Here is a 22,024-nt window from a genome sequence, read left to right as displayed (position 1 = left end):
GCGGCGAAGCGGCACGCACTGTGCAATGACCTGCTCATCAAGTGTATGAATCTTTGTTCAGTTTGGAGAGCTGCATGTCGCGTGAAATCCGCCTCAACGCCTTTGACATGAATTGCGTGGGCCATCAGTCCCCGGGCCTGTGGGCGCACCCGCGGGACCGCTCGTGGGAGTACAAGGACCTGGCCTATTGGACCGACCTGGCTAAAATCCTCGAGCGCGGCAAGTTCGACGGCCTGTTCATCGCCGACGTGCTGGGTATCTACGACGTGTACCAGGGCAACGGCGACGCCGCCATTCGCCAGGCCACCCAGGTGCCGGTCAACGACCCGTTGCAGCTGATTCCACCCATGGCGATGGTCACCGAACACCTGGGGTTCGGCCTCACCGCGTCGCTGTCGTTCGAGCACCCGTACCCCTTCGCCCGGCGCCTGTCGACCCTGGACCACCTGACCCAGGGCCGCGCCGGCTGGAACATCGTCACCTCATATCTGGAAAGCGGCGCCAAGAACATCGGCCAGGCCGCACAGACCGAGCACGACGCGCGCTATGACTACGCCGAGGAATACCTGGAGGTCTGCTACAAGCTGTGGGAAGGCAGCTGGGAGGAGGGCGCGGTGCTGCGCGACCGCGAGCGGCGCCTCTTTAGCGACCCGAGCAAGATCCACCCCATCAACCACCACGGCAAGCACTTCCAGGTGCCCGGCATTCACCTGTGCGAACCGTCGCCGCAGCGCACGCCGCTGCTGTACCAGGCGGGCGCGTCCAGCCGGGGCAAGCAATTCGCCGCCGAGCATGCCGAGTGCGTGTTCGTCGCCGCGCCGTCCAAGGTGCTGCTGAAGAAGACCGTGGCCGACATCCGCCGCCGCGCCGCCGAGGCCGGGCGCGATCCGCGCAGCGTGCTGATCTTCAACCTGCAGACGGTGATCGTCGACGAGACCGACGCCAAGGCCCGGGCCAAGTTCGAGGAGTACAAGTCCTGGGTCAGCTACGAGGGCGCCATGGCGCTGATCAGCGGCTGGACCGGCATCGACTTCAGCCAGTTCCAGCCCGGCGAGGCCCTGCGCCACGTCAAGACCAACGCCATCCAGTCGGCGGTGGAAGCCTTCAGCACCGCCGACCCGGACACGGTCTGGACCCCCAACGAGCTGGCAGACTGGGTGGGCATCGGCGGCTTCGGTCCGCTGTTCGTCGGCGGCCCCGAGACCGTCGCCGACCTGCTGGAGGAATGGGTGGCCGACACTGACGTCGACGGTTTCAACCTGGCCTACGCGGTGACCCACGAAACCTTCAGCGACGTGGTCGACCACCTGGTGCCCGAACTGCAGAAGCGCGGGGTGTACAAGACCCAGTACCGCAGCGGCACCCTGCGCGAGAAGCTGTTCGGCGAAGGCGCGCGGCTGCCCGGCAATCACCCGGCGGCGGGCTACCGAAAACCGTGAAGCTGTTTATGATGTTCCCGGCAACCCCACTGCTAACAGTGAGCACCCCATGCAAGACATCCTGATCATCGGCGGCGGCCTGTCCGGCACCCTGCTGGCCGCGCAACTGCTGCGCCAGCCCGGCCAGCGTCGGCTGCGGGTGTTCGAACCGCGCCCCGAACTGGGCCGCGGCGAAGCCTACAGCGCCACCGAGCTGGGCCACACCCTCAACGGCAACGCCGCGCGCATGAGCGTGGACCCCGACAACGCCGAGGACCTGACCCAGTGGCTGGCTGCGCACATCGCCGCCGGCGGCTGGCCCGAGTCCGACCGCCAGCACGTACCGGTGGCCGAGCTGTTCCCGCCGCGCGGGTTGTTTGGCGTCTACGCCCAGCAGCACCTGGCGGCGGCGCGGGCCATAGGCGCGGCCCAGGGCTCGACCCTGGAGCATGTGCGCAGCGAGGTCGTCGACCTGCACGTAGACGCCGCCGGCGTGCGCTTGACCCTCGCCGACGGCAGCCAGGTGCACGGCAGCCAGGCGGTGCTGGCCACCGGCATGTTCCCGGCGGCGCGCACCCGCCAGCGCCAGTCCAGCGGCCTCAACGCCGCGGCGGTGGACCCTTGGGACGTGCAGGCCATGGCTGGCCTCGACCCCAATGGCCGGGTGCTGATCATCGGCTCCGGGCTGACCATGGTCGACGCCGTAGTGTCCCTGGAACAGGCCGGGCACCGCGGGCCGATCCAGATCTATTCGCGCCATGGCCTGCTGCCCCAGGTGCGCCGGCAGCCGCCGACGTGGCCGGACTTCCTGGCCGCCGACCCCACCCTCCGCACGCCGTTGCAGGTGTGGCGGGCGCTGCGCCGGCAATGCCGCGAGGCCCAGGCCGCCGGCATCGACTGGCAGGCGCCGCTGGACACCGTGCGCGCCCACATCGGCCGGCTGTGGAGCGGTGCCAGCGACTGGCACAAGCGGCAGTTCGTGCGCCATGCGCGGCCTTGGTGGGAAAGCCACCACCACCGCTCGCCGCCGCCCAGCGACGCATTGCTGCAGCGTTTGGTGGAAGAGGGGCGGGTGCGCATCGACGCCGCGCAACTGTTGGGCCTGGCCCCAACTGAAGACGGCCAGGTGGGCATCAGCGTGCGTGACCGCGGCCAGGCCGCCGAGCGCATCGATACCGGCGTGGCGTTGATCAACTCCACCGGCATCGAATACGACTGGCGCCGCGTGGACCGGCCGCTGCCCCGGCAGCTTCTGGCGCGCGGCCTGATCCGCCCCGGCCCGCTGGCGCTGGGCATCGCAGCCCAAGCCAACGGCGCCGTGCACGACGCCGCCGGCCAGGCCTCGGCCCGGCTGTTCGCCATGGGCCCACCGTTGCGCGGCCTGTGGTGGGAAAGCACCGCCGTCACCGACGTGGCGCTGCAAGCCAAGGCCCTGGCCAATACCCTGGTTACACAATCCCCGTAGCAGCTGCCGCCAGGCTGCGTCCGGAGCCACCGTGGTGCCTGCGACGCCGCCTTCGGCAGCTGCTACAGGGGCGCGCCGCATCCTACGGGGCCTGTAGCAGCGGCCGCAGGCCGCGTCCTGGAGCAATGCAGGACCGCCGCCGGACGCAGCCTTCGGCAGCTGCTACGCGAATGCGGATACCCCATGGACCGCGTCGCCTGCATCGTGGCCAAGGCCGGCTCCTACCACGAACGGCGTAGGAGCCGACTTTAGTCGCGATGCAGACGACGCCATTTTCCAGACAGTTGCTGCTACGTGGCGGAGGGGCCGTTGCCGATCTGCCACACGAACGGCGGTTCGGTGCCGTTGATGGCCCAGTCACCGACGATGCGTGCCTTGTAGATGGTGGGGTTGTGCGACGACACCGTGCGCGCGTTGCGCCAATGGCGGTCCAGGGACTTGCCGGTGCGCACGTCCGAGGCGCCCAGGGCGTTGAACAGCGTGGTAGTGGCGCGCTGGATCAGTTCGGTGACCGCGACCTGGGCGCGTGCCGATTCCAGCTCGGCGTCGACGTTGGCCTGGTGCTCGGCAGCCGCGTCGTGGCCGAAGCGCGCCAGGTAGGCGCGCTGTGCCGGCTGCGTGGCGCGCAAGGTAGCGGCTTCGGCGGCGTACACCCAGGCGGCGATTTCGCCCACCACCTGCTGCACTTGCGCATCCTGGCTGACCTGCGGCGCGTTGCCGTGGCTGTAGATGCGCCGGCGCTGGCTGACGCCCTGGCTCACGTCGCGCAGGGCGGCGCGGCCGATGCCTGACAGGGTGGCCAGCAGCACCAGTTGGTAGAACGCGGTCTGGTACTTGAAGCGGCTGGCGAAGTCGATCACGTGCTCGGCCTCCACCACCGCGTCCACGAAGCGCGAGCTGCCACTGCCGGTGGTGCGCTGGCCGAAGCCGTCCCAGTCGTCGGTCTGGACGATGCCCGGCTGGTTCGTGCGCACGGCGGCGATGACATCGGCGCCGGTGTCGCTGCGGCGGGCGAACACGTCGATCCAGTCGGAAAACAGGCTGCCGGTGCTGTAGAACTTCTCGCCGTTGAGGCGCCATTGTTCGCCGTCCGGGCTGACCTGGGTGATCACGTCGCCGATGTTTACCGCGCCGATCTCGGTCCAGGCGCAGCCGACGATATCGCCGGCCACGAAGCGCGCGAACCAGCGGTCGCGGGCCGGCGAGGGCGGGGCGTTGAGGCGGTCTTCGGCGAAGGCGAAGTGCCCGCGCAAGGCCTGGGGCACGTTGGCGTCGGCCTCGGCCAGTTCAATCAGCAGCTCGAACAGTTGCGGCAACGAGGCGCCGCCACCGCCGTACTCCACCGGCACGCGCACGGCGCCGAAACCGGCTTCCTTGAGCCAGCGAATCGGTTCGTGGGGCAGGGTGCGCTGCTGCTCGCGGGCCACGGCGCCTTCGGCGATGCGCGCGAAGATCGGCCGGAAGCGGGCGGCCAGGGCCTGGTAGTCGGTGCCGGTGGCCAGCGGGTTGATGATCTGATGGTCGGTCATGGCAAGGTTCTCTGGTTCGATACACCCCCGTTGCAGGCATCGTGCCGCGTCGCACCGCCCCGTTTTCCGGGGCGATGCGCGTGCAAGGTGGCCTGGCGCTGTTGGCGTGGCAGCAGCGGATCAGCAAAGCGTGGGCCTGCCGACACTGGACGGATGCGCCGCCCTGCACTGAACTGGTCCCAGGAACCGTTTTCTGAAGTGGAGCCTTCGATGCCGCAACCGCACGATACCGACCTCGCTGAAATGCCCATTGTCAGTGGCGCGCGCCTGGGCCGCCTGTTGCAGACCCTGGCCAGCCAGCCGCTGACGGCGCGGCAGGTGCTGCTGTTCTACCTCGCCGCGCTGGGCCTGTACGTGCTGCCGCTGATCCTCGACAACGTGTTGTTCATCGACGACAACCTGCGGGAAATGCAGGCGGCCACCTGGTGGAAGCCCGAGGGCCGGCCGCTGGGTGACTACCTGTTCAACGCCGTGAGCTTCACCCCCGGCACCCCGGATTTCTTCCCGCTGTCGATGCTGCTGGCGATTTTGGTGATGGCGGTGGCCCTGGCCCACCTGGCGTTCCACTGGTTCCGGCGGCCCACCCTGAGCCACTGCCTGGTGCTGCTGCCGCTGTGGTACAACCCGTTCTACTTGCAGGAGCTGTCGTACCAGTACGAATGCCTGACCCTGAGCCTGGGCGTGGCCCTGGTGGTGCTGGCCATCAGCTTCAGCCTACGTGCGGCGGGGTGGCAGGTGCTGGTGCGCGGCGCCATGCTGGCGGCGGCCATGAGCCTGGACCAGCTGCCGCTGAACGTCTTCGTCGGCCTGGCCTGCGTGGACCTGCTTCGTCACACCACCATCCCCGCCACGTTCAGGGCGCTGCTGTGGCAGCCGCTGCAACACCTGGCCGTGCTGCTGGCCGGCGGCGTGTTCTATTACCTCACGGCCTACCAGTTGCTGATGAACGACCGCGGCGGCGTGGTATGGCCGTCGCTGCACGAATGGGGCGTGCGCCTGGGCGCGCTGGCCGGCAAGGTCGGGCTGTTCATCACCCCGGCCAACGGCTGGGTGTTCGCCCTGCTGGCGCTGTGCGCCCTGGCCGGGCTTGGGCTGACGCTGGCGACGGCGCTGCGCTCGCCGGTGCGCGCCGGGCTGAAAGCCGCGTACCTGGCCATTACGGCACTGGCTACCGTGGGCGCGGTGCTGGCGGTGGGTGGTTTGCTGCTGGTGCTGTACGACTTCGGCAACAACTCCGACGCCCGTACCCTGGTGGGCGTGGCGCCGTTGCTGGTGGCGCTGCTGCTCCTGGCCCATGGCTTCATCGCGCGCCTGGCAGTGCGCTGGACCCTGGTGCTGGCGTTGCCGCTGGCGGTGTTCCTGTCTTTCGCCTACGTCTACGGGCAGTACCTGCGCGAGCAGAACGAGCTGCAGCAGTTCGTGCGCACGCTGGTGGTGACGGACATCTTCAACCACCCGCAGGTCAGCCAGGCCAGCAGCATCAGCGTGCTGGAGGACAACAACAACGACATCAACAACGTCTTCGCCCGCGTGTGCGTGCAACGCATGCTGCCGGCACTGCGCTTTATCGCCGCCAACGACTACCAGTTCCTGCCCGAGCAGCTGCGCAAGTGGGGGGTGACCACCCTGGCCGACGAGTCGGTGGACCTCGCCACCCTGGGCGCGCCGGTGGTCAGCCGGCCGTTCTATGGCCTGTACGTGGTGGGGGACAAGGCCTACATCCGCTTCGCCGCGCGGGTGTCGCAGCCCGAATGCCCGGCGCTGGAGTGAACTGTTGCTGGGCCGACAGTGATTCAGCAATTGCATCCGGGCAGACAGTTGTTCTGTTTTCCTGCGCATCCAACTGATTGTATTTCATAGGTTTTAATGTTTGGCACGGTTGCTGCTCCGGGTACTGCACCTTTGTCCCCAAGAGCGAACCGACATGAGCCATACCCCCGTGAAATTTGCCTACTGGGTGCCCAACGTCAGCGGCGGCCTGGTGGTGAGCAAAATCACCCAGCGCACCAGCTGGGACATCGACTACAACCGCAAGCTGGCGCAGCTGGCCGAGGCCGCCGGGTTCGAATATGGCCTCACGCAGATCCGCTTCACCGCCGGCTACGGCGCCGACAACCAGCACGAGTCGGTGGCGTTCAGCCACGCGCTGCTGGCGGCCACGCAGAAGCTGAAAATCATCGCGGCGATTTTGCCCGGCCCGTGGCAACCGGCGCTGGCCGCCAAGCAGTTGGCCACCATCGACCAGCTCACCGGTGGGCGCATCGCGGTGAACATCGTCAGCGGCTGGTTCAAGGGCGAGTTCACCGCCATCGGCGAGCCGTGGTTGGAGCACGACGAGCGCTACCGCCGTTCGGAAGAGTTCATCACCGCGCTGAAGGGCATCTGGACCCAGGACCATTTCACCTACCGCGGCGACTTCTACCGCTTCAACGACTACACCCTCAAGCCCAAGCCCTTGCAGCAGCCGCACCCGGAGATCTTCCAGGGCGGTAGCAGCCGGGCGGCGCGGGACATGGCGGCGCGGGTGTCGGACTGGTACTTCACCAATGGCAACACGGTGGAAGGCATCAAGGCCCAGGTCGACGACATTCGCGCCAAGGCGGCGGCCAACGGCCATTCAGTGAAGGTGGGCGTCAACGCCTTCGTCATCGCCCGCGACACCGAGGCCGAGGCCCGCGCGGTGCTGGCCGAGATCATCGACAAGGCCGACTTCGAGGCGGTCAGCGCCTTCGGGGCGGCGGCCAAGCAGGCCGGTAGCGCCTCGCCTGAAGGCGAGGGCAACTGGGCCAAGTCCAGCTACGAAGACCTGGTGCAGTACAACGACGGCTTCAAGACCAACCTCATCGGCACGCCGCGGCAGATCGCCGAGCGCATCGTCGCGCTGAAGGCGGTGGGCGTGGACCTGGTGCTGGCGGGGTTCCTGCACTTCCAGGAGGAGGTGGAGTATTTCGGCAAGCAGGTGCTGCCGCTGGTGCGTGAGCTGGAAGCCGCGCGGGTGGCTGAGCCGGCCTGAGCATTGAGGGCCGGGGACGCAGCCTTCGGCAGCTGCTACGGGGCCCGTAGCAGCTGCCGAAGGCTGCGTCCTGCCACTGTCAGATTGAAAGCTGCAACACCCGGTCCTGCTGGATGGTCTCGCCCGGCCGGCGCTTGTTCACCGCCAGTTCGCCGATCTTGATCAGCCGCGTGCGCGTGACGTTGCGGGTCAGGCCCAGCAGGTTGGCGGTGTGCACCTGGTTGTAGTGGCTGAACTTGTAGGCCGCGCGCAGCAGCGCATCCTCGACCTTTTCATGCAGCGCCCCGGCCTGCTCGGCGAACAGCTTCTGGAAGGCGCGCTCGAGCAGCGCTTCGGCCGAGTCGTCGCAGGGCTGGCTGTCGTCCTGGCGCTCGATGCGCATGTGCGACAGGCGCAGGTCCTCGGGCTGGATCACGCCGTTGCGGCAGATCAGCAGGGTGTGGTGAATCACGTTCTCCAGCTCGCGGATGTTGCCCGGCCACTGGTAGGTGCGCAGCTTGAACTCGGCTTCCGGGCTCAGGGTCACGGTGCCGTAGCCCAGGCGCTGGCTGTAGGCGTTGATGAAGTGCCGGGTCAGCGGCAGGATGTCGCCGGGGCGGTCGCGCAACGGGCTCAGGTCCATGCTCACCACGTCGAGGCGGTAGTACAGGTCCTCGCGGAAGTGCCCGGCGTTGATCGCCCGCTCCAGCTGCACGTTGGTGGCTGCCAGCACGCGCACGTCGATGGGAATGGACTTGCGCGAGCCCAGGCGCACCACCTCGCGTTCCTGCAGCACCCGCAGCAGTTTCACCTGGATGGCCATGGGCAGGTCGCCGATCTCGTCGAGGAACAGCGTGCCGCCGTTGGCTTCCTCGAACCAGCCGGCCTTGGCCGCCAGGGCGCCGGTGAAGGCGCCTTTCTCATGGCCGAACAGCTCGGCCTCCACCAGCGACTCCGAGAACGCCCCGCAGTTGACCGCCACGAACGGCCGGTTGCAACGGCCGCTGAGGTTGTGAATGTGGCGGGCGACCAGCTCCTTGCCCGTGCCGGTCTCGCCGATGATCAGCACGCTGGCCTCACTGGGGGCGATCTGTTGCAGGTGCGCCAGCAGGGCCCGCGACTTGGGGTCTTCGAACACCTGGGCGGTGGCGCGGATGGAGGTCGCGAGGGCGGGCGAGGGCGGCAAGGTCAATAGCTGCATGGGCTTCTCTAGGAATAAAAAGTGGGAATCGGCAGCGTCCGGTTCAGGGCCCAGTCGCCGAGTTCGTGAAGCTTGTAGTCGATGGGGTCGTGCAGGCTCTGGGTGCGCAGGTTGCGCCAGTAGCGGTCCAGGCGCAGCGAGGCGTGGGTGGCGCGGGCACCGGTGGCTTCGAACAGGCGGCTGCAGATCTCCAGGCCGTGGCGGCTGGCGGCCACCTTGGCGGTGGCGATGGCCACGGCCAGGTGCCCGCGTTCGTCTGCGGTCAGCGCCGGGCCGCGGGCCCAGGCCTGGTCCAGCAGGTGGGTGGCGCGCTCCACCAGCAGGCGCACCGACTCCAGCGCCACCCAGAATTCGCCGTAGTGGGCCAGCACGTAAGGGTCGTGGCGCGCCTCCTGGCTGCCGGACTTGAACCATGGCCGGGTCTCGTGCAGCGTGTAGTGCCGCGCTTCTTCCACCGCGCCCTCGGTGAGGCCGAGGAACATGTGGGTGAAGGTCAGCTGCGCGATCAGCGGCCGCAGGCAGGCGAATGGCGTGCTCAAGGGGCCGGGGTCCAGCAGCAGCTCGGACTGCTCCACCCGCACCCGCTCGAAGCTGGCGCTGCCGCTGTCGGTCTGGCGCTGGCCGAAGTTGTCCCAGTCGTCGTGCAGGGTGATGCCGCTGCGGCTGCTGGGGATGGCGGCGATCAGCAGCTTGCCGCCGGCGGTTTCATCCACCGCCGAGGCAATCAGCATCTGCGAGTCGCTGGCGCCGGAGCAGAAGCTCTTCTTGCCGGAAAACTCGCACCAGCCGTTGAAGTGGCGCACCACGGTGCGGGTGTCCAGCGGGTTCAGGGCGTTGCCCCAGAACCACTGCTGGCGGGCGGTCTGCTCGAACCAGGGCTGCCACTGCTCGGGGCGGGCGAACAGGCGCACGGTGGCCAGCATCAGGTGATGAAAGCCAAACACGTGGGCAATGGAGCTGTCGACCCGCGCCAGCTCGCGCACCACCCCCAGGGTCTCGGTCCAGCTGGCGCCCTGGCCACCGAACGCCTGGGGAATGCTCATGGCCAGCAGGCCGCTGCGGCGCAGGGCGTCGCGTTCGGCCTTCGGCGTGCCGCCGCGCAGGTCGCGCTCCACGGCGGTTTCGGCGAAGTCGGCGGCCAGGGCGCGGGCGATCTCCAGGGGCGTATTCAACTCGCTCATGGCGTGGCCTTGGCGGCGGGCAGCACGTCGTTGGCGATCATCTCGCCGAACGGCCCGGTGAGGTTGGTGATGCCGCGGCCGGCCAGGCTGGCGTAGGGCTCGGGCAGCAGCGGGAACACCAGCTCGGCGAAGCGGTAAGCCTCTTCCAGGTGCGGGTAGCCGGAGAAGATGAAGCTCTCGATGCCCAGGTCGGCGTATTCCTTGATGCGCGCGGCCACCTCTTCAGGGTTGCCCACCAGTGCAGTGCCGGCGCCGCCGCGCACCAGGCCGACGCCGGCCCACAGGTTGGGGGCGATTTCCAGGCCGTCGCGGCGGCCACCGTGCAGCGCCGCCATGCGCCGCTGGCCTTCGGAGTCGAATCGCGCGAACGACTGCTGGGCGGCGGCGATGGTGTCGTCGCTGATGTGTTCGATCAGGCGGTTGGCAGCGTCCCAGGCCTCTTCGCTGGTGGGGCGCACGATCACGTGCAGGCGGATGCCGAAGCGCACCTGGCGGCCATGGCGGGCGGCGCGTTCGCGAATGTCGGCGAGCTTGGCGGCCACCGCGGCCGGCGGTTCGCCCCAGGTCAGGTAGACGTCCACCTGCTCGGCGGCCAACGCGTGGGCGGCCTCGGAAGAACCACCGAAGTACAGCGGCGGGTAGGGCTTCTGCACCGGCGGGTAGAGGGCCTTGGCGTTTTGCACGTGCAGGTGCTTGCCTTCGAAATCCACGGCCTCGCCTTGCAGCACGCGGCGCCAGATCTGCAGGAATTCGTCGGTGACCTCGTAGCGTTCGGCGTGGGTCAGGAAGCTGCCGTCGCCACGGTTTTCGTCGGGGTCACCACCGGTGACCACGTTGATCAGTAGGCGGCCGTTGGACAGCCGGTCGAGGGTGGCGGCCATGCGCGCCGACACCGTGGGCGAGATGATGCCCGGGCGGATCGCCACCAGGTAGCGCAGGCGCTCGGTGAGCGGCACCAGCGCCGAGGCGATCACCCAGGAGTCTTCGCACGAGCGGCCGGTGGGAATCAGCACGCCGTGGTAGCCCAGGTCGTCGGCGGCCTGGGCCACCTGCTTGAGGTAATTGAGGGTCACCGGGCGGGCGCCCTGGGTGGTGCCCAGGTAATGGCCGTCACCGTGGGTGGGCAGGAACCAGAAAACATCCATGTCAGGCCTCAGGCAATTTTCAGCAGGTGGTTGGACAGGCCGCCGAACAGCGGCGCGGCACGTTCGGCCGCCAGGCGAATGCGCGCCTGCAGCAGCTCGCTGGTGATCTGGTAGTTGCTGAAGTCGGCCTCGGTGGCGTACACGCCGATGGGCAGGGTCAGCGCCTGGAAGAAGCTGAACAGCGGGCGCAGCTGGTGGTCGAGCACCAGCGCGTGGCGGTCGCTGCCACCGGTGGCGGCCAGCAGCACCGGGGTGTCGATCAGGGCATTGAGGTCGACCAGGTCGAACAGGTGCTTGAGCAGGCCCGGGTAGGAGCCGCGGTACACCGGCGAGGCGACGATCAGCAGGTCGGCGTTTTCGATGGCGGCCAGGCTGGCTTCCACCTCGGCAGCGGCTTCCTGGCGCGACAGCGCGGCGCCCAGGGGGCGGGCGATGTCGGTGAGCTCGATGACCTGGGCCTGGATAGGCAGCAGCTCACCCAGCTGGGCGACGATGGCCTGGGTCAGCACCAGGGTGCGCGACGGGCGCCAGGTGCCCCCGGAGACGGCGACAACGTTCAATGGGCGTGACATGTGTATTCCTCAACAGTGGCTCAATGGACAGTGAAGGCTCCAGAGCAAGCACCGTACCAATCCCTGGAAGCCGTGCCCCGCCTGGGCTGGCGCGATATGGCCGACCCCCGCCGGTGTCGCTGGTGCGACGTGCTGTGGAATGGCTGTTGCTGGGGCAACAGTGTCTGGCGCAACAGCGGCAGGTGCGGCAGCCACTGTTATAGAGGAAGCAGGCTTATGCCGTAAAAGACCAAGAAGTAATCCAAATAGATCACCAAAGAATATACCCCCCCCGTAGCAGCGGCCGCAGGCCGCGTCCCGCCCTTCTCCCACCATCGAGGGCAAAAAATCCAATAGCCACTATTGAGAGCAGTGATTGTTCCTCCAAGGGCCCCCGGCAGTAACCTTTCTACATCGAATCAGCCACATGAAGCACCCCAGGGTGCAGGAGGCCCCCCATGAAAACCGCCCTCGCGTTCAGCCTTGCAGTCCTCACCGCCGCCCTCGCCGGTTGCGCCGACAACCACCCTGAAACCCGCGGCTACAGCGTCGAGGAACAGCACGAACTGGCCCTGGAAAACCTCAGCCGCCGCGGCCTGTCGTTCGACGAATACCAGCGCGAACGCGCCCGCATCGAACGCTCGCAGACCCGCGAAGTCATCGGCCAGCACGCCGTTGCCGGCAAAGGCCTGAGCGAAGGCTGATCAGGAATAACGCGGTGAATGGTGCGGATATTTCTCCAGCCGCGCGCCAATCACCATTTCGCTGACCCACTGGGTCAGGATCGCGCTGTAGGCTTTCTGGTTGGCATCGGTGGACAGCGCGTGATCGGCGCCATCGACGATGCGGTGGGTCATGGAATGCGCCCCCACGAACGCCGAGCGGTAACTCATCAGGGTAGTGTGCGGCACATAGTCGTCCTGCTCCGATTCCACCAGCAACACGTCCCCTTCGAATTCCGCGCACGCCGCCAAGGCGCGATTGTCCGCGGGCCCCAGGTTTTCACGCCGGTAGATCTGCAGGCCACTGCGGTCCAGGGCGTACTTGGGCACGTTCCATTCGTTGTCCCAGTACAGCGCCGGCACCCGTAGTGCCAACCAGCGCACCGGGCGCAGGCGGGTGAGGATGGCGGCCAGGTAGCCGCCGTAACTGCTGCCGATCACGGTGATGGCGCGGCTGTCCACGGCCGGGTGGCTGACCAGCAGGTCGTAGGCGGCCAACAGGTCTTCCAGGTTCTGCTCGCGGGTCACGCTTTCGCGCTGGCTGGCGGTTTTCTCGTGGCCGCGCAAATCGAAGGTCAGGCACACGCAGCCAAGCCCGGTGATGTTCTTGGCCCGCGCCAGGTCGCGCTGCTGGCTGCCACCCCAGCCGTGCACGAACAGAATGCCGGGGACCTTGCTGCCGGGGCTCAGCAGCGTGCCGGCGATGGTCTCGCCGCCGACCTGGATGTCGATGGGTTCGCTATGGACGCTCATAGTCGCGGATCCTTGCATATTTGCTCAGGCGGCCGAGCTCGGTGTCGTCGCCCTGGTAGAACAGGGTGGCGTCGGCCGGAATGGGGCTGTTGTCGAACACTTCATGGGTGGAGGCCTGCACGCAGGCCAGGGCCGGGTCGGCAGCGAAGGCCTGCAGCGCGAGGATTTCGGCGCTGCTGGCACCGCCCACCCGCCAGGATTGCTCCAGCACGCCGCTGCGCGGTCGGCCGCGATGGTCGAGCCCGCGGGCGACGTCGTAGTTGCGCCGCGAGGCGACGAAGCCGGGGAAGGCGTTGCGCGCGGCCTGTTCGTAGCGCCGCGCCTGGTCCACGGCCAGGCGGGTGTCATCGTCCAGTGGCAGGGCCAGCAATTGCTCGTAGTCACCGCGCACCACCACCAGGTCCGAGCCGCCGTACACCAGCTCGCCGCGGTGGTCTTCGGTCAATTGCTGGGTGCCGTGGTACGAGGCGGTGATTCCGGCCACCTGCACCTGGCCGACGCTGTAGGTGCGTACCTCGGTAAGGTTCTGCTCCAGCACCAGGCCCCACAGGCGAATTTCTTCGTCGTTGAGGTGGTTGAGCACCGAGTCCAGCTCCTGGCTGTCGCGAATAATGGTCTGCCCGCGCCCGGCAGTGGCGCGCACCGGCTTGAGCCGCAGCGGCGCCTCCTTGAGCAGGTGCGCCGCGGCTTTGCGGGCGTCCTCCAGGTCGAACACGGTGTGGCCGTCCAGCAGCGCGTCGCCGGCGTGCGCGGCAAAGGCGTCGGCCCAGCCGGCGGGCGCTGCGCCGCCCTCGACGCGGGGGTGGGAAATGGCCTTGGTGATCATGAACGGCTGGCTGACCAGGCCGCCGAAAAAATCGTCCGCGCAGGTGATGCCGCAGCGCTGGCGCCAGGCCTGGGGGTCGATGAGGGTGTCGGCGGGCAGGTAGTAGAGCTCGTGCTCCGGCACGCCCTGGCGTTCGTCCTCAGCGAGGAACCGGGTGCCCAGCAGCGTGGCGATGCGCTTCGCCAGGCCCTCGTGCACGACGCGTTCGTGGTCCGGCGTCGGCGTGGCGCCGGGCAGCAGGACAACCCCGGATTTGCGTGGCGTGCTGGGCATGGGCGGCTCCCGTGGAGTGGGGCGGGCGGTCTTTGCAGTGTTTGAATGGTGGGGTGGGGAGATAGTTCAGTTTGTGGGGCGGCGGGGGGAGGACGCAGCCTTCGGCAGCTGCTACGGGGAAGCGGTAGCAGCGGCCGTAGGCCGCGTCCTGAACTCAGTAGCGGTATTCCACCCCCACGTACGCGCCAATCCCGTCGCCGGGGTACAGCGCCGCGGTGTCCTGCCCCTGTACGTTGTACGCCGGCTGCACCGCCGTGACGTACTTTTTGTCGGTCAGGTTCTTCAGGTCCAGCGAGACCTTCCACTTTTTGCTCGGGGCCTCGTAGCCAACGTTGGCGCCGAAGATGGTGTAGGAAGGCGCATAGAAGGTGTTGGCGTAGTCCACCGCCGTGCGCGAGCTGGATTGCACGTTGACGCCGGTGTAGAAGCCGCTGGGCTGCTGGTATTGCAGCTCGCCCTGGTAGACGTGCTTGGGAATGCCCGGCAGCTGGTTGTCGCCAAAGGTGGCGTCGTGGCGGTAGTGGAAGTCGCTGTAGGTGTACACCTGGCGGAAGTTGACCTTGTCGCCGTTGGCGCCTTGCCACAGTTGCGTGTTCAGGCCCGCCTCGATGCCCTGGTGAATGGTGGGCGAGGCGTTGAACGCGCCGGTGACCGCGGCGGCGGTGGAAGTGGCAGCGATCAACTGCACGTTGAGCAGTTCGTCGCGCAGCCAGGAGCGGTACAGCGTCAGGCTGCCATCGAAGGGCCCGGACGAGCCCTTGATGCCGAACTCCACGGTGTTGGCTTTCTGTTCCACCAGCGGCCGCACGTACGGCTGGGTAGGGCCGGAGCCGGAGTATTCCCAGTCGGCTGGCGGGTCGATGCTGCGGCTGACGTTGGCGAATACCTGCAGTTGCGGGGTGAGTTCATAGCGCAGGCCGAGACGTGGGGCGAGGCTCCAGTTGTTGTAGTCCACCGAGCCTGGGTATTCGCTGGTGTTGGCCACCAAAGACGATTTCACGTCGACGTCGCGCTTGACGTTGATGGCCGACAGGCCGCTGGTCAGCCACAGGCCGTCGGTCAACTCCAGATCGTTGCCCAGGGCGAACACGCGGTCGAACGAGCCGTTGTAGTCGACGAACTTGCGGCTAGCCTTGTTGGCGAAGGTGGAGTCCACCTGGCCGCGGATGTGGTCGGTGGTGGTGAAGGACAGGCTGGAGCGGGTCTGGTGGCCCAGCAACTCGTCGCTGCGCTCGTAGTCGAGCAGCGCGCTCAGGTCGGTCCACTCCCAGTAGCTGGGGTTGGTGGGGCTGTTCGGGCTGTTGTGGTGGTTGTACTTGTAGTAGGTGAAGCCCACGGCCAGGGTCGAATCGTCGTCGAAGGTGTAGGTGGTCTTGCTGCCGGCCCACAGGCTGCCCGGGCGGCGGCTGCCGGCGCCGCTGGAGGCCGCGGTGGCGCTGGCCTGGGACGGGTGGTGCAGCACCTGGGAGAGGGTAGTGGGGCTGGGGTCGTCGTGGAACTCGTCGCGGTAGCGCAGCAGCAACTCGGTCTTCAGGTTCGGGTTGATCTGGTAGCCGAAGTTGGCCACCACGCCCTGGCTCTTGGCCAGGCTGTAGTCGCGGTAGCCGTCGTTGCGGTAGTTGTCGACGTTGATGTAGTAGTCCAGCGGCCCTTCGACGCCGCCGTAGCTGGCGCTCTGCTTGTTGTAGCCGTAGCTGCCGGTTTCCGCGCGCACACGCAGGCCGGGGGCGGTGTAGCCGGTCTGGTTGACGAAGTTGATCGCCCCGCCCAGGCTCAGCGCCCCGTACTGGAAGGCGTTGGCGCCGCGCAGGATCTCGGTGTAGTTCACCCCGGCGCCGCCCAGCAGTTCGTAGGGCGTGCCGCCGGGACCGGTGATGGGCAGGCCGTCGAAGAGAAACTTGATGCCCTCGCGGAAGTAGCCTGGCGAGGTGTTGGCGCCCGAGCCGCGAATGGAGATCTTCGCCGCGTCGGTGCCGCCCGTGGACTGCACGAACACCCCGGGCTGGTAGGCGAGGGTGTCCTGCAGGGTGGCGGTGCGGCCCTTGGCCACGTCCTCGCTGTCGACCACGCTGGTGCCGCCGGGCACTTCGTCCAGCTGGCTCTTGGCGGCCTGCACCGGGGTCTGTTTCTTGACCTCCACGGTCACGGTCTTGAGCTGCGGCGTGGTGGCGTCGTCGGCGTGCGCGGTGTTGGCCAGCATCAGCGCCGAGCCTAGCCCCAGGGTAGCCAGGCGGATGGCCCGGGCCAGTTGGTGTGATTCTCCCCATGAAACCGAATGCATAAAGTCGTCCTGCTGAATAGATGATTGGGCTCAGCTTTCTATTCGTATAGTCATGCTTGGTAGGTGAATGGCATTTTTTATGCCAATTCGTTTGGGGTGGTTTTTCGCGGGGATTGGGCGAGCGTAGAGGTGGGGAGCTGTTGATAGAGCCGGGTTATGTGGAAGCGCTGTTGTTCGCGGAACAGCCGGACACATGCCGCAAGCAGTGCCACGGTTGCCCGCCGGCCGGCGCTGCTTCATTATCGGCTTCTTATAACGATGAACACCGTGGCCGCAGGAGTGAGCATGAGCACGCAGTCTTCAACCCCTAACCAGGTGCCAGCCCGCCTGGCGCAAATCCGCGCGGTGATGGCCCGCGAAGGCGTCGATGCGCTGCTGGTGCCATCCGCCGACCCGCACCTGTCCGAGTACCTGCCCGGCTACTGGCAGGGGCGCCAGTGGCTGTCCGGCTTCCATGGTTCGGTGGGTACCCTGGTGGTCAGCCAGCAGTTCGCCGGCCTGTGGGCCGACAGCCGTTACTGGGAGCAGGCCGAGAAGGAACTGGCGGGCAGCGGCATCGAACTGGTGAAACTGGGGCCGGGCAAGCCGGGGCCGCTGGAGTGGCTGGCCGACAACACCCCGGACAACGGCACGGCGGCGGTGGACGGCGCGGTCATGGCCCTGGCCTCGCGCCGCACCTTGGACGAAAAGCTGCGCAGCCGCGGCGCCACCCTGCGTATCGACCGTGACCTGCTGGGCGAGATCTGGCACGACCGCGAGGCCCTGCCGGCTGCGCCGGTGTACGCGCACCTGCCGCCCTACGCCACGGTCGCGCGCACCGACAAGCTCGCTGGCGTGCGTGCAGAGATGAAGGCGCGTGGCGCCGACTGGCACTTCATCGCCACGGTTGATGACATCGCCTGGCTGTTCAACCTGCGCGGCAGCGACGTGTCCTACAACCCGGTGTTCCTGTCGTTCGCGCTGATCAGCCAGGACCAGGCTTTGCTGTTCGTCGGCGCCGGCAAGGTCGACGCCGAGCTGGCGCGCACCCTGGCCGCGGAAGGCGTGACCCTGCGTGACTACCACGACGTGGGCGGCGCCCTGGCCGAAGTGCCGGCCGGCGCGCGCCTGCTGGTCGACCCGCTGAAGGTGACCTGTGGCCTGCTGGACAACCTGGGCGCCGAGGTGGTGCTGGTGGAGGGCATTGCGCCGAGCACCTTCGCCAAGTCGCGCAAGAGCGAGGCCGACGCGGTGCATATTCGCCAGGCCATGGAGCAGGACGGCGCGGCCTTGTGCGAGTTCTTCGCCTGGCTGGAGCCGGCATTGGCCCAGGGCACGGTCACCGAAGTGGACGTCGACACCCACCTCACCGCCGCCCGTGCCCGCCGCCCGAACTATGTTTCGCTGAGCTTCGCGACCATTGCCGCGTTCAACGCCAACGGCGCCATGCCGCACTACCGCGCCACGGATGAATCCCACGCCGTCATCCAGGGCGATGGTCTGCTGCTGATCGACTCCGGCGGCCAGTACCTGGGCGGCACCACCGACATCACCCGCATGGTGCCGGTCGGCACACCTACCACCGCGCAGAAGGCCGATTGCACGCGGGTGCTCAAGGGCGTCATCGCCCTGTCCCGCGCGCGCTTCCCCAAGGGCATCCTCTCGCCACTGCTGGACGCCATCGCCCGCGCGCCCATCTGGGCCGACAACGTCGACTACGGCCACGGCACCGGCCATGGCGTGGGCTACTTCATGAACGTGCACGAAGGCCCGCAGGTCATCGCCTACCAGGCGGCGCCAGGCCCGCAGACGGCCATGCAGGCCGGCATGATCACCTCGATCGAACCGGGTACCTACCGTCCGGGCCAGTGGGGCGTGCGTATCGAGAACCTGGCGATGAACCAGGACGCGGGCAGCAGCGAGTTTGGTGATTTCCTCAAATTCGAGACCCTGACCCTGTGCCCGATCGACACCCGCTGCCTGCTGGTGGAGAAACTGACGGCCGAGGAGCGTGAATGGCTGAACGCCTACCACCGCCAGGTGCTGGAGCGCGTCGGGCCGTTGGTGCAAGGCGCGGCGCTGGCATGGTTGCAGACCCGTACCGCGGCCGTTTGACGGCCTGACGCAGCCTGCGGCAGCTGCTACGCGAAACCTGTAGCAGCGGCCAAAGGCCGCGTCCTCCGCATCAATTGCGCAACAACGCCTCGCGCACAAACTCCAGCCGGTCCTGGCCAAAGTACAACTCATCGTCAACGAACAGGCTCGGCGCGCCAAACACCCCCCGCTGCAGTGCCTGCTCGGTGGTGTCCTTGAGCCGTTCCTTCACCGCCTCGTCCAGCACCAGCGCCTGCAACGCCTGGCTGTCAAAGCCATCGGCCTCCAGCACCTCTTGCACCACGGCGGGGTCGCCCAGGTTCAGCCCGCGTACCCATAATGCCGAAAACAGGCAGTCCAGCAGGCTGAGAAAGCGCTCGGGCTGGCGCATCTGCACGCCGGTGACCATGCGCATCAGCGGTAGCGTGTTGATGGGGAAGTGGGCGCTGAAGCGCAGCGGCACCTGATAGCGCTCGGCGTAGCGCTGCAGGTCGCGGTTCATGTAGCGGCCCTTGGCCGGAATGCTCGCAGGCGACGCATTGCCGGTGGCCTTGAACACCCCACCCAGCAACATGGGGTGGTACACCAGCTGCCCGCCTGTCTCGGCGCACAACGCTGGCAACTGGGTCCAGGCCAGGTAGCTGGCGGGGCTACCCAGGTCGAAGTAGAACTCAACGGTCTTGGTCATGATGGTGGCTCCCGGTGGGTAGAAGGTGAGTTACCAGCGTTCGCCCCAAGGGCGCAGGTCCAGCTCGAAGGTCCAGGCGTCCCGTGGCTGGGTGTGCAGGAACCAGTAGTTGTCGGCGATGTGCGCGGGGTTGAGGATGCCGTCCTGGTCTTTCTCGGCGTATTTTTCGGGAAACTGGGTGCGGATGAACTCGGTATCGATGGCGCCGTCGACGATCACGTGGGCCACGTGCAGGTTCAGGGGGCCCAGTTCGCGGGCCATGCTCTGGGCCAAGGCCCGCAGCGCGTGCTTGGCGCCAGCGAATGCGGCGAAATTGGCTGCCCCGCGAGTGCCGGCCGTTGCGCCGGTGAACAGCAGGGTGCCACGCTTGCGGGCGACCATGCGCTTGGCCACCTCGCGGGCCGTGAGGAACGCCGAGAAACACGCCATTTCCCAGATCTTGAAATACTTGCGTGCGGTTTCGTCGAGGATACTGCAGGGCACGTTGGCGCCGATGTTGAACACGTAGGCCTCGATGACGCCGACCTCGCGCTCGATGCGCGCCACCAGCTCGATGACGTCTTCTTCCTTGCGCGCATCGCAGCCGTAGCCAATGGCCTGGCCGCCGTCGGCGCGGATGCTGTCTACCAGGGGTTGCAGCTTGTCGGCGCTGCGGCGTACCACGCAGGCGATGTAGCCTTCGCGGGCGAAACGGCGGGCAATGGCGCCACCGGTAGCATCACCGGCGCCGATCACCAGCACGACTTTGTTGTTGTCGGAAGCAGAAGCCATGGGGCGGTTCCTTCGATTGTCGATGGAACGATCCTAGGCGGGGACGGGCGGGCCGGCAACCAGTGGCCGGCCCTTTCTGAAGGGTGAATCCGCTATACCACAGGGCTACTTGCAGATGACGATCATGCTGCGGCTGGTGTAGCCGGCCGGGTTCAGGCCGAACGGGTAGTCGCCCGGGTCTTCGACCGCGTCGCCGGATTTGGCCAGCACCTTGTAGCCCTTGGTGCCGCAGGCGTCGGTCGCCGCCTGATAGCACTTGTCCCACGACGAGGACAGGCCCGAGCAGTTGATGTGCAACCCCTTCCTGCCGTGCTTGACGGAGGTGTGCGAAGTGGCAGCGCAACCGGCGATGGCCAGGATGGCTGCCATGATCAGCAAATGTTTCATTGATGTCCTTAGTGGCATGCCCGGATCTAGTGCCCAGGTCTGATTATCGGCTTATCACCTGACCCGCTTTGGACATCCCTGTCACGGTCGAAAAACTTCAAGTTTGTCGAAGGGTTACAGCCTAAAGGGGCTGGCCCGTTGTCGCAATTGCCAATGACGACTTTTCTGTATCGATTTTCGATTCAATCCGCCACCGGCGTAGGGTGCGGTTCGCGTTGCATCGTCAGGGTAGCGCCAATGGACGCGGTAATGATGGCTGCGATCGCGAGCCATTGGGCGAGCGACAGCACTTCGTGCAGGAACAGCAGGCCGGACAGTGCGCCAAACGCCGGTTCGATGCTCATCAGTGTGCCGAAAGTGCGTGCTGGCAAGCGGGTGAGGGCCACCATCTCCAGGCTGTAGGGCAGGGCGGTCGACAACACTGCTACCCCCAGCGCCACGGGCAACAGGGCAGGGGAGAGCAGCGCGGTGCCTGCGTGGACGATACCGATGGGGGCGATGAACAGTGCGGCGATCACCACGCCCAGGGCTGCGGTCTGGATACCGTTGTCATTGCCGGCCTTCTGCCCGAACAGGATATACAGCGCCCAGCAGGCACCGGCGCCCAGGGCGTAGGCAACACCGGTCAGGTCGAGGCTGGCCTTGGCATCTCCCATGGGGATCAGCAGGATCAGGCCCAGCACGGCCAGCGCGATCCACACAAAATCCAGTGGCCGGCGCGAGGCGTACAGCGCCACCGCCAACGGCCCGGTGAACTCCAGGGCCACGGCGATCCCCAGCGGCACGCTGCGCAGTGCCATATAGAAGAGGAAGTTCATCCCGCCCAGGGAAATGCCGTAGATGACCACGGTCAGCAGCGAGCGCGCCGTCAGCGTCGCACGCCAGGGGCGCAACAGCAGCACCATGATGACCGCGGCGAACATTAGCCGCAGGGTGGTCGTGCCCTGGGCGCCGACCACCGGGAACATGGTCTTGGCCAGTGACGCGCCAGACTGGATGGAGGCCATGGCAATCAGCAGCAGGCCGATGGGAAACAGCGAGGAGGCCAGGCTGCGGGTCTTGTTGTTCATCGCGGAGTGGGTCCGTCTATATAAAAGAAGGGATCAGGTGGGAGCATGATGGGGGGGAAAACGGGTTTGGGCAATATATTGCGCAAGGGGGTGTCGTGAGATTGCATTAGGGCCGCCAGGTGCATGTCGTTGTTTTTCTGGCGCCCTTGAGATCGAGCGCCGCCCGCGCGGCGCATCGCGGGCAAGCCCGGCTCCTACATCTGTTTCGGGCCAGTCATGGCAGTGCCATCGTGGTGTCCGCCTTGTTGGTTCACTGCAGCTCTGCGTTGGTGCGACCAGGCGCAACACCTGTCTATAGCGGGGCACGTTGCAACAGATGTAGGAGCCGGCCTTGGCCGCGATGCGCCGCGCGGGCGGCGCTCGATGCCATGAGGCATGAAATCCTCAAGGCATGCACCTGGTGGCCTTCATACGGTGGCCTGCGGGGAAGCTTTTGACTTTAAAGACAATTTGTTGAAATCAACGCTTGACGCGCTCCCAGATCTCTCTATAATTCGCCCCACTTCCGGCGCAACCGAAACGGAAAACTCCTTGAAACTCAACGAGTTAACCGAAGTAAACAGCTCCGAAGGGTTTCGATCTTAACGTCGAAAGCGGTGAAAAAGGCAGTTGACAGCAACGCAAGTTGCTGTAGAATTCGCCTCCCGCTAACGAGAGATCGAAGCGAGCCAAGTGGTTGAAGTTGTTAGAGATTCTCT

The 22,024-nt window shown here is 66.8% G+C and carries 18 protein-coding genes; 6 read left to right on the top strand and 12 right to left on the bottom strand.

Features of this window, described 5'->3' with window-relative positions:
- The first annotated feature begins 74 nt into the window (after positions 1-74).
- Entirely contained in the window at positions 75-1,439 is a 1,365-nt protein-coding gene (locus AC0Z2B_RS30375; RefSeq protein WP_476301662.1) for an LLM class flavin-dependent oxidoreductase, read from the top strand.
- A 49-nt stretch (positions 1,440-1,488) separates the two neighbouring features.
- Positions 1,489-2,883 carry an FAD/NAD(P)-binding protein gene (locus AC0Z2B_RS30370; RefSeq protein ID WP_476301660.1) on the top strand — a complete coding sequence of 465 codons (1,395 nt, stop codon included), beginning with the start codon at positions 1,489-1,491 and terminating at the stop codon, positions 2,881-2,883.
- A 290-nt stretch (positions 2,884-3,173) separates the two neighbouring features.
- On the opposite strand, the gene AC0Z2B_RS30365 is transcribed toward AC0Z2B_RS30370, so the two are convergent.
- Positions 3,174-4,412, bottom strand: a complete 1,239-nt coding sequence (locus AC0Z2B_RS30365; protein ID WP_416423640.1) for an acyl-CoA dehydrogenase family protein — start codon at positions 4,410-4,412, stop codon at positions 3,174-3,176.
- 210 nt (positions 4,413-4,622) lie between these two features.
- Between AC0Z2B_RS30365 and AC0Z2B_RS30360 the strand changes: the two genes are divergently transcribed.
- Both AC0Z2B_RS30360 and sfnG read left to right on the top strand, forming a co-directional pair.
- Positions 4,623-6,182 (top strand): glucosyltransferase domain-containing protein, encoded by a 1,560-nt coding sequence (locus AC0Z2B_RS30360; RefSeq protein ID WP_476301658.1) that lies wholly within the window; start codon positions 4,623-4,625, stop codon positions 6,180-6,182.
- A 154-nt stretch (positions 6,183-6,336) separates the two neighbouring features.
- Entirely contained in the window at positions 6,337-7,425 is a 1,089-nt protein-coding gene (gene sfnG / locus AC0Z2B_RS30355; protein ID WP_476301656.1) for a dimethylsulfone monooxygenase SfnG, read from the top strand.
- Positions 7,426-7,504: 79 nt separating this feature from the next.
- On the opposite strand, the gene AC0Z2B_RS30350 is transcribed toward sfnG, so the two are convergent.
- From AC0Z2B_RS30350 to msuE, 4 genes are read right to left on the bottom strand one after another with little or no spacing between them, the layout of a single operon-like run.
- Complete coding sequence (locus AC0Z2B_RS30350; protein ID WP_416423643.1) at positions 7,505-8,605, bottom strand: sigma-54 interaction domain-containing protein; 1,101 nt, start codon at positions 8,603-8,605, stop codon at positions 7,505-7,507.
- A gap of 8 nt (positions 8,606-8,613) precedes the next feature.
- Positions 8,614-9,786 (bottom strand): acyl-CoA dehydrogenase family protein, encoded by a 1,173-nt coding sequence (locus AC0Z2B_RS30345; RefSeq protein ID WP_473006202.1) that lies wholly within the window; start codon positions 9,784-9,786, stop codon positions 8,614-8,616.
- Complete coding sequence (ssuD, locus tag AC0Z2B_RS30340; protein WP_476301652.1) at positions 9,783-10,931, bottom strand: FMNH2-dependent alkanesulfonate monooxygenase; 1,149 nt, start codon at positions 10,929-10,931, stop codon at positions 9,783-9,785. The genes AC0Z2B_RS30345 and ssuD overlap by 4 nt, the downstream gene beginning before the upstream one ends.
- An 8-nt stretch (positions 10,932-10,939) precedes the next feature.
- Positions 10,940-11,503 carry an FMN reductase gene (gene msuE / locus AC0Z2B_RS30335; protein WP_473006203.1) on the bottom strand — a complete coding sequence of 188 codons (564 nt, stop codon included), beginning with the start codon at positions 11,501-11,503 and terminating at the stop codon, positions 10,940-10,942.
- Positions 11,504-11,940: 437 nt separating this feature from the next.
- Here msuE and AC0Z2B_RS30330 point away from each other — a divergent pair, with 437 nt between their 5' ends.
- The gene (locus AC0Z2B_RS30330; protein WP_416423647.1) at positions 11,941-12,186 is read left to right on the top strand and encodes a hypothetical protein; all 246 of its coding nucleotides are present in this window, start codon (positions 11,941-11,943) and stop codon (positions 12,184-12,186) included.
- On the opposite strand, the gene AC0Z2B_RS30325 is transcribed toward AC0Z2B_RS30330, so the two are convergent.
- From AC0Z2B_RS30325 to AC0Z2B_RS30315, 3 genes are all read right to left on the bottom strand, one after another.
- Complete coding sequence (locus AC0Z2B_RS30325) at positions 12,187-12,957, bottom strand: alpha/beta hydrolase family protein (RefSeq protein WP_416423648.1); 771 nt, start codon at positions 12,955-12,957, stop codon at positions 12,187-12,189.
- Positions 12,944-14,056, bottom strand: a complete 1,113-nt coding sequence (locus AC0Z2B_RS30320; protein ID WP_476301649.1) for a DUF3182 family protein — start codon at positions 14,054-14,056, stop codon at positions 12,944-12,946. The genes AC0Z2B_RS30325 and AC0Z2B_RS30320 overlap by 14 nt, the downstream gene beginning before the upstream one ends.
- Positions 14,057-14,210: 154 nt before the next feature.
- Positions 14,211-16,337 (bottom strand): TonB-dependent receptor family protein, encoded by a 2,127-nt coding sequence (locus tag AC0Z2B_RS30315; RefSeq protein WP_476301648.1) that lies wholly within the window; start codon positions 16,335-16,337, stop codon positions 14,211-14,213.
- Between the two features lie 285 nt (positions 16,338-16,622).
- Between AC0Z2B_RS30315 and AC0Z2B_RS30310 the strand changes: the two genes are divergently transcribed.
- Positions 16,623-18,431, top strand: coding sequence for an aminopeptidase P family protein (locus tag AC0Z2B_RS30310; RefSeq protein ID WP_476301646.1), 1,809 nt, complete (start codon positions 16,623-16,625; stop codon positions 18,429-18,431).
- A 70-nt stretch (positions 18,432-18,501) separates the two neighbouring features.
- Here the strand turns inward: AC0Z2B_RS30310 and AC0Z2B_RS30305 are convergent, their stop codons facing one another.
- The 4 genes from AC0Z2B_RS30305 to rhtA form a co-directional block, all read right to left on the bottom strand.
- Complete coding sequence (locus tag AC0Z2B_RS30305) at positions 18,502-19,098, bottom strand: 2-hydroxychromene-2-carboxylate isomerase (RefSeq protein WP_416423652.1); 597 nt, start codon at positions 19,096-19,098, stop codon at positions 18,502-18,504.
- Positions 19,099-19,128: 30 nt separating this feature from the next.
- Positions 19,129-19,869 (bottom strand): SDR family oxidoreductase, encoded by a 741-nt coding sequence (locus AC0Z2B_RS30300; protein ID WP_476301644.1) that lies wholly within the window; start codon positions 19,867-19,869, stop codon positions 19,129-19,131.
- 105 nt (positions 19,870-19,974) lie between these two features.
- Positions 19,975-20,256 (bottom strand): hypothetical protein, encoded by a 282-nt coding sequence (locus AC0Z2B_RS30295; RefSeq protein WP_476301641.1) that lies wholly within the window; start codon positions 20,254-20,256, stop codon positions 19,975-19,977.
- A gap of 182 nt (positions 20,257-20,438) precedes the next feature.
- Complete coding sequence (rhtA, locus tag AC0Z2B_RS30290; protein ID WP_476301639.1) at positions 20,439-21,326, bottom strand: threonine/homoserine exporter RhtA; 888 nt, start codon at positions 21,324-21,326, stop codon at positions 20,439-20,441.
- Positions 21,327-22,024 lie beyond the last annotated feature (698 nt).

This window comes from Pseudomonas sp. GYB4201 (assembly GCF_056312595.1).
Note: the sequence above shows the minus strand (reverse complement) of the source record. Positions and strands in the feature narration are given on the sequence as shown.

Coding starts and splice junctions, on each gene's coding strand:
- AC0Z2B_RS30305 (WP_416423652.1), bottom strand. CDS start 19,098: ATGACCAAGACCGTTGAGTTCTACTTCGACCTGGGTAGCCCCGCCAGC.
- AC0Z2B_RS30375 (WP_476301662.1), top strand. CDS start 75: ATGTCGCGTGAAATCCGCCTCAACGCCTTTGACATGAATTGCGTGGGC.
- AC0Z2B_RS30295 (WP_476301641.1), bottom strand. CDS start 20,256: ATGAAACATTTGCTGATCATGGCAGCCATCCTGGCCATCGCCGGTTGC.
- AC0Z2B_RS30365 (WP_416423640.1), bottom strand. CDS start 4,412: ATGACCGACCATCAGATCATCAACCCGCTGGCCACCGGCACCGACTAC.
- AC0Z2B_RS30300 (WP_476301644.1), bottom strand. CDS start 19,869: ATGGCTTCTGCTTCCGACAACAACAAAGTCGTGCTGGTGATCGGCGCC.
- msuE (WP_473006203.1), bottom strand. CDS start 11,503: ATGTCACGCCCATTGAACGTTGTCGCCGTCTCCGGGGGCACCTGGCGC.
- AC0Z2B_RS30350 (WP_416423643.1), bottom strand. CDS start 8,605: ATGCAGCTATTGACCTTGCCGCCCTCGCCCGCCCTCGCGACCTCCATC.
- AC0Z2B_RS30370 (WP_476301660.1), top strand. CDS start 1,489: ATGCAAGACATCCTGATCATCGGCGGCGGCCTGTCCGGCACCCTGCTG.
- AC0Z2B_RS30315 (WP_476301648.1), bottom strand. CDS start 16,337: ATGCATTCGGTTTCATGGGGAGAATCACACCAACTGGCCCGGGCCATC.
- sfnG (WP_476301656.1), top strand. CDS start 6,337: ATGAGCCATACCCCCGTGAAATTTGCCTACTGGGTGCCCAACGTCAGC.
- ssuD (WP_476301652.1), bottom strand. CDS start 10,931: ATGGATGTTTTCTGGTTCCTGCCCACCCACGGTGACGGCCATTACCTG.
- AC0Z2B_RS30310 (WP_476301646.1), top strand. CDS start 16,623: ATGAGCACGCAGTCTTCAACCCCTAACCAGGTGCCAGCCCGCCTGGCG.
- AC0Z2B_RS30325 (WP_416423648.1), bottom strand. CDS start 12,957: ATGAGCGTCCATAGCGAACCCATCGACATCCAGGTCGGCGGCGAGACC.
- AC0Z2B_RS30320 (WP_476301649.1), bottom strand. CDS start 14,056: ATGCCCAGCACGCCACGCAAATCCGGGGTTGTCCTGCTGCCCGGCGCC.
- AC0Z2B_RS30345 (WP_473006202.1), bottom strand. CDS start 9,786: ATGAGCGAGTTGAATACGCCCCTGGAGATCGCCCGCGCCCTGGCCGCC.
- rhtA (WP_476301639.1), bottom strand. CDS start 21,326: ATGAACAACAAGACCCGCAGCCTGGCCTCCTCGCTGTTTCCCATCGGC.
- AC0Z2B_RS30360 (WP_476301658.1), top strand. CDS start 4,623: ATGCCGCAACCGCACGATACCGACCTCGCTGAAATGCCCATTGTCAGT.
- AC0Z2B_RS30330 (WP_416423647.1), top strand. CDS start 11,941: ATGAAAACCGCCCTCGCGTTCAGCCTTGCAGTCCTCACCGCCGCCCTC.